This is a genomic window from Saccharibacillus sp. CPCC 101409, assembly GCF_030518235.1.
Classification (GTDB): domain Bacteria; phylum Bacillota; class Bacilli; order Paenibacillales; family Paenibacillaceae; genus Saccharibacillus.
This window is the reverse complement of record NZ_JAULSA010000036.1, coordinates 1-6381: the sequence shown is the minus strand read 5'-3', so window position 1 is coordinate 6381 and position 6381 is coordinate 1. Positions and strand designations below refer to the sequence as shown.

At 33.4% G+C, this 6381-nt stretch carries 6 protein-coding genes; all 6 read left to right on the top strand.

Features of this window, described 5'->3' with window-relative positions; translation table 11 throughout:
- The first annotated feature begins 107 nt into the window (after positions 1-107).
- The 6 genes from QWJ34_RS26865 to QWJ34_RS26840 all read left to right on the top strand — a co-directional run bounded on the left by QWJ34_RS26865 (position 108) and on the right by QWJ34_RS26840 (position 6179).
- Positions 108-629 (top strand): GNAT family N-acetyltransferase, encoded by a 522-nt coding sequence (locus QWJ34_RS26865; RefSeq protein WP_302732214.1) that lies wholly within the window; start codon positions 108-110, stop codon positions 627-629.
- Between the two features lie 174 nt (positions 630-803).
- Positions 804-1481 (top strand): hypothetical protein, encoded by a 678-nt coding sequence (locus QWJ34_RS26860; RefSeq protein ID WP_302732213.1) that lies wholly within the window; start codon positions 804-806, stop codon positions 1479-1481.
- A gap of 554 nt (positions 1482-2035) precedes the next feature.
- The gene (locus tag QWJ34_RS26855; protein ID WP_302732212.1) at positions 2036-3601 is read left to right on the top strand and encodes a hypothetical protein; all 1566 of its coding nucleotides are present in this window, start codon (positions 2036-2038) and stop codon (positions 3599-3601) included.
- A gap of 238 nt (positions 3602-3839) precedes the next feature.
- Positions 3840-4571, top strand: coding sequence for a HEPN domain-containing protein (locus QWJ34_RS26850; RefSeq protein WP_302732211.1), 732 nt, complete (start codon positions 3840-3842; stop codon positions 4569-4571).
- A 201-nt stretch (positions 4572-4772) separates the two neighbouring features.
- Positions 4773-5123 carry a hypothetical protein gene (locus tag QWJ34_RS26845; protein ID WP_302732210.1) on the top strand — a complete coding sequence of 117 codons (351 nt, stop codon included), beginning with the start codon at positions 4773-4775 and terminating at the stop codon, positions 5121-5123.
- A gap of 180 nt (positions 5124-5303) precedes the next feature.
- Positions 5304-6179, top strand: coding sequence for a hypothetical protein (locus tag QWJ34_RS26840; protein WP_302732209.1), 876 nt, complete (start codon positions 5304-5306; stop codon positions 6177-6179).
- Positions 6180-6381 lie beyond the last annotated feature (202 nt).

The following is a 6381-nucleotide window of genomic DNA, read 5'->3' as shown; positions in this document are numbered from 1 at the left end:
CGTCCTTGGTCTGGCATTCGCCAGACACCCGACATGCGTCGGGTCGTAAATACAGGAACGTTATGCGCAATACCCTAAAATATAAATTAAAAAAGGAATCTATAATCATGAGTGAATTAAAATTAGTAAAACCCCAAATGGAATTGAAAGATGAATATTTATCATTTTATCAAGAATGGATTGAATCGGGTGAGGATATGGTCCCTTGGGTCATTAGTAAAGATCCAAGCGACTTTCAAAGCATGTTGAAGTCTTTATCGGACAATGAACAGGGTTATGGGTTGCCCGAAGGATGGGTTCCAGATTCAACCTACTGGCTGGTTAATCAAGACAACAAAGTGTTAGGTGCAGTGAATATAAGGCACAGATTGACGGAATATCTAAATAATGCGGGTGGACATATTGGATATGGTATTTGTCCAACACAAAGGAAAAAAGGTTATGCCACAATTTTATTGGAACTTGCTCTAAAGGAAGCAAGGAAATTAGGGATAAGTGAAGTCTTAGTCGTTTGTGACGCAGTCAATATAGCATCTGAAAAAACAATCATAAAAAATGGGGGTACACCAGATGCAGATTTTATAGAAGATGATGGAAACGTAATAAAAAGATATTGGATAAAAAACTAGTGTATGAAGGATCATTCAGAGAAGAGGGTACTGCGCATAACATAATATTCACGCTGCGGACATTCGTCCTTGGTCTGGCATACGCCATACACCCGACATGCGTCGGGTCATGAATACAGGAACGTTATAGGAAATGATCAAACAGTTATAGCCATTCAAATGGAGGAGCAATATATGAATAGCTCGTTTGAAGTCCATACAGAGCAGTTAAACAAAAACTTAGAAACAATTGAAAGATATATGGAGAGATTCAAAAATAGTATCAGGCAAGATATGGATAAAGCCTTTGATATTACTTTAGACCACATTAATAATTCATTGCCCTTTAAAAATCTTATCTCAGAGGTACTTGATAAAGTCAATTTTGAAGAATTGAGAGAGGAGAATCAAGTAAAGCAGAACGAAATTGAACTAACAATAGAAATGAATAGTATTCCTCCATTCTTCACTGATTTGAAGGATAATATGAGTGAAGCTGCTGGACTTATGAAGATTTCTAGTGAAAATGCTTATGCTGAAGCTAGAATACATATCTATTCAATATTTACTCATATCATTGTTGTTTTTGAGGATTACCTAAAGAGAATTCTTGAAAAAGAAGATTCTTTTAATAACTTATTGACTTATGTAAATGAAACTTTTAAATCCAACAATATAAATGCAAACAGTTGGTATAGAAGGATTAAGAAATTTCAAAGAGTTAGAAATTTAATAGTTCACAAAAACGGTGAACAGCATCCTGGACAGTATTTAGTGATAACTGTAAACGATGATTTGAAACCACTTATAAAATCTATAAATGAGTTCGTAGAAAAGTATAGAGAATTATTAAAGAAATCTAATGATAACTAGCGATTTCAGGGAGAAGATCACTTCCTATAACATAATATTCACGCTGCGGACATTCGTCCTGGGTCTGACATTCGCCAGACACTCGACATGCATCGAGTCGTGAATACAGGAACGTTAGATGAAATCGCTAAAGATCAAACACATACGAAGGATTTTAATTATCAAAGATAAAAAATGTGAATTAATTGTATAGATTAATGATTTTATAAAGTTACTTTAATGAAGGTCTAGATCTATAATAAGAATGATTCGTGAGATCTTAATTTTTGGAAATTTAAAAGAGCAAGGGAGATTCTAAACGACTATAATGAATGAGTTGAATCATACCCAAAAGAGCATACTAAAACTTTGTGATAATCGTAGCAGAACAATCTGTGTCATGGTACGATTTAATCAACGAAGATAAAAATTATAGATTCCTTTAATTTCACATTAATAGACTCTGAAAAATTGAATGAATATTTAACCTGCAAGATAAGGAGAATTAAGTGGATTCACCTTTTTGATTTTATTACATTTTTTATATAAAATTTCATGATAAAAGGAAGGTTGAAATGCCTAAAAATCTGTTGCAGTATGACATACTCATTTCATGTACATCTGAGGTATCTGATGAAATAAAGATAATCAAGGAATGTATTGAGCGATTTAATAGAGCCTTGGGAGCAGACAAAGGTATTATTTTAAACGCAAAACATTGGTCTACCGATTCTTATCCTGAGTCAGGGGGCAAGCCACAGGAGCTACTCAATAAACAATTTGTACTTGAGTGTGATCTAGCAATAGGAGTTTTTTGGACAAAATTCGGAACTCCTACAGAAAACTACGGTTCAGGAACAGAAGAAGAAATTGAGGAGTTGCTGAAGTTGGACAAACAAGTGTTTCTCTATTTCAGTGATGTAGCAAAACCACCCTCTCAAGTAGATAGAGATCAGTTTGATAAAGTAATAAAATTTAGAGGGAAGTACAAAGATAGAGGCATTTATTGGCCGTATTCAGCAAAAGAAGATTTCCGAGATCTTCTTTTTGATCATCTTTCCATGCATTTTTTGAAAGTTAAGAAAGAAGAGGAGAGCGAAGTGAAATCTGAAAATGAGAATAGCGCTCTTTCTATTGCAGGACTAGTTAAGGATGAAGTTGCAGATATAGCAACTGCTTATAAAAGTGATTATCTACATTCTAAGTTCATGGAAGATACATTACAAAATTCTAAAGAAATGGTTGAACAAATAAGTGCCATTTCTATTCCTTTTGTAAAGAAGAATGAAGCAGTGAAGACTGATTTTGTAGGATCAAATAATATGCAGAACCTTATGAGTCAATTCAAAACTTCAGGTATATCCATGTTGGAACCAGCGGGATTTCCTGAAGTATTCAAATCCACAATAACGAATTTTATGGAAAGAGAATCGTTGATATACGATAATAATTTCTTCCATATCGGGGAATTGAAAAGACAAAGAGTTGTTTTTAATCCTCCTTTTGGAGGAGCCAAAACTCCTGAGTTGAGCGGGACAGATGATGAGAAAGAAAAATATAGACTGATTAGGAAGTTATACTGGGAGATAGAAAAATTTGAAGAATTTAAAAAGTTCTTTGGTATACTGGACAGTAAGTATTTTGTCGATTTGGTGTTGATTAATAAAGGAACGAAGTTTGATGAAGATGTGGATGTCAGATTATTCTTTCCTAAAGGAAGTATTTGTTTGCCTAATCAATTGCCCGATCCTGACGACGAGGTAATTGAAATGGGAGATTCATTTTTTGATTTCTTGTACACTAGTCAAAATAATCCTTTCATTTCGGATTATGATAATCGTCCAGTGTCTTCAGCATATTTTGAAGTTCCTTCAGTACTCGATTCATATGAAGAGAAAATGAAGAGGAAACGGAACAAATATCGTTTTAAGTTTGCTTCAATATTTTGCTATAATATTCATGAGCGGGAAAACACAGACGTTATTGCTTATAACACAAATTATATTAAACATGGAACATCGAAATTCTTTCCATCTAAGATTATTATGAATAGCATTCCCGATAAAATTAAATATGAAATTTCGTCTAAGCATTCACCGAACTTAGTAAAAGGTGAACTTCAAATATTGATTTCAGAGTAAAGATAATCGAGCAATGAAACTCAAATACACACCTAAATCATCAAACTAATAAGAATTTTAACTTAATAACATGGCGGTAGTTTTAGTTTAAGACTACCGCTTTTTTCTATTTTAGGACCAAGCGATATTACATTTTCTCATAATCGAAAACAAACGCGACATCATCTAACATAATATTCACGCTGCGGGCATACGCCCTTGGTCCGGCAGTCGCCAGACACTCGACATGCGTCGAGTCGTGAATACGGGAACGTTAGATGAAATTAGCCGAAAACTAATAATAAATATTGAGGTGTTTAAAGTGACATTACAGACCGCATTTAGAGCTAAATCTATTTTCAATTCCAATAAAGAAGACATTGAAAATTTAATTGATATTCATACAATGATCGGAGGATATGGCACTGGCAGAAGAGTTGGGTTAGAAGTTTTAAATAAAAGTGCAGTTGTTCTGATAACAGCTTGTTGGGAAGCTTTTATAGAAGATCTATGTGAAGAAGCATTTGATTTCTTGCTAAATAACTGCACAGAATATAATCAAGTGCCTTCTAAAGTGAGGCTACTAGCAAGTGAAAGATTACGTTCGAGTCAAGATAAAAGAGAGGTTTGGGATTTAGCTGCAGATGGGTGGAAGGGAGTTTTATTAAGGCATAAAAGCGATACTTTGAAAAAGTACATTGGAAATTTAAATACTCCAAAGTCAGTAAATGTCAAAAATATTTACGCTGAAGTTTTTGGCATTGAAGATATTACAAAAGAGTGGAAAAGACATAAACAGTCAAGTAATAAAGCCTGTGATAGATTAGACAAGTTCATAGAAACTAGAGGGGCAATTGCACATCGAACATCTGCCGAAAAAACCATTCAAAAAAGATATGTAGAATCACATTTAGACTTCATTAAACATCTTGTTGATAAGACAGAAGATGCTGTAAGAAGTCATTTAAAACATGCACTAGGTCTTAATTAGGTTAACTAACTTCATCTAACATAATATTCATGCTGCGGACATTCATCCTTGATCTGGCATTCGCCGGATACTCGACATACGTCGAGTCATGAATACGGGAACGTTATAGGAAATCAACAAAGCATATATAAAATCAAAAAGTAAGTGAGTTCAAAGCAAACTGAATTTGTCTAAAGGTATATAACGAAGAGGTGACAGTAGATGACGGATTCTTTTTTATACGACTACTTACAAATATATTCTGATGAAAACTATGCCAAGAAAATAAAAACTGTTGATGTTGAACAATTCTTTATTCAATCATTAAGGTTCAAGAAAATAAGCAACTTAAGGTTCTCCAAAATCATTTATGATGAATCGGTAACAGCCACAGGAATTTTAGCTAATTCTAATGGAGGTTACGCTTTTGAAACATTAGAGGGCGTAGAGGAAATTAACTTAATTGAAATAGACATACCGCTAATGATTGATAGTGAAATAGAAAAAGCGATCTTAGAAATTGCAAATGCAATAGCAAGTAAGTACTCATGGATAATAGAAGAACGCAGATAATAAATGAATTTTAGAGTGGGATTAATCGAAGAAGATGTTGACATCCTATAACATAATATTCACGCTACGGACATTCGTCCTCGGTCTGGCATCCGCCAGACACCCGACATACGTCGGGTCGTGAATACAGGAACGTTAGATGAAATACGATCAAGGTAAAAATAAAACTGGAGTTGAGAAATGATTATTAACACATTTAATGAAGAAAGCATATACGATTCAATTTCAGAATTGATTGGAATCAAAAAAGAAATTTTAAAATATTTTATTCTCAAGCATGGACGTAAGTACTCTAAAGAAGAGTTCATAAAAAGTCAGAATATATTTATTCATTTAGAACTTTTTCTCAAAGAAAATCAGATATTAAATAATATGGATTTTAAAAAAATAAATGAAGTAACAATAAATCATTTAACAACTAGAATGGGACCTATTGAATCAATAAAACAAGAACCTTTGTATAACTTATTTGAAGCTTTATTGGAAAAGACTACTTTAAATAAGTTTATGAAGGATAAAGGATTTAATTTTGAATTTCGAGGCGGACGATTAATAACTTTATTTGATAGTAGAATTATTGATTGGACTGCTTATTATGATGGAGAAGAAGATGCACGCGCGCGAATGATAAATAGTAGGTTGCAAGAAGGTGGCTCCAGGGGAGTCGTTGATAAGTGTGTAAATGGCTTTTTATTAAATGGACAAATATACAAACATACTGAGGTGGCACATATTGAACGTATGCCTGAAATAATTGAGGATATGTTTGAAGTACTGGACATCAAGAATGCAATCCAAGAATGGTCTGAGGAATCCCAACCATATATTATTACCTTTAAACAAAAGGTTGAAAATATTGTATTTGATCAATTCAATAGATCAAAATTGAATAATGAACAAAAGAAATTTTTGATTTTAAAATATTGTTTGTACTTTTTAACATGTGTAAGACATGGAACTTGGAGGGAAGAGAAAAATCTGATAATTCGTCTCAAAGATGAAATTTCAGTCCCAATTAGTGATATTAAAGAAGTTACTTTGATAGAGAATCACTGAAGAATCGTACATCATCTAAACCAGCTAATCAAAGTCAAGTCTCCAATAAAATAACCTTTGAGCTTTCCAAATGGAACAGACTGAAATAAACCTACCTTGGAAAGTAGATAAAAATGGATTTAACATCCAGTTTGAGTGTTTAGCGAGCTTGAAAGGCCGATCCGGAGTTCCATATGCCAAAAATGATGCGCAAAAGTTTATG

Coding starts and splice junctions, on each gene's coding strand:
- QWJ34_RS26865 (WP_302732214.1), top strand. CDS start 108: ATGAGTGAATTAAAATTAGTAAAACCCCAAATGGAATTGAAAGATGAA.
- QWJ34_RS26860 (WP_302732213.1), top strand. CDS start 804: ATGAATAGCTCGTTTGAAGTCCATACAGAGCAGTTAAACAAAAACTTA.
- QWJ34_RS26855 (WP_302732212.1), top strand. CDS start 2,036: ATGCCTAAAAATCTGTTGCAGTATGACATACTCATTTCATGTACATCT.
- QWJ34_RS26845 (WP_302732210.1), top strand. CDS start 4,773: ATGACGGATTCTTTTTTATACGACTACTTACAAATATATTCTGATGAA.
- QWJ34_RS26840 (WP_302732209.1), top strand. CDS start 5,304: ATGATTATTAACACATTTAATGAAGAAAGCATATACGATTCAATTTCA.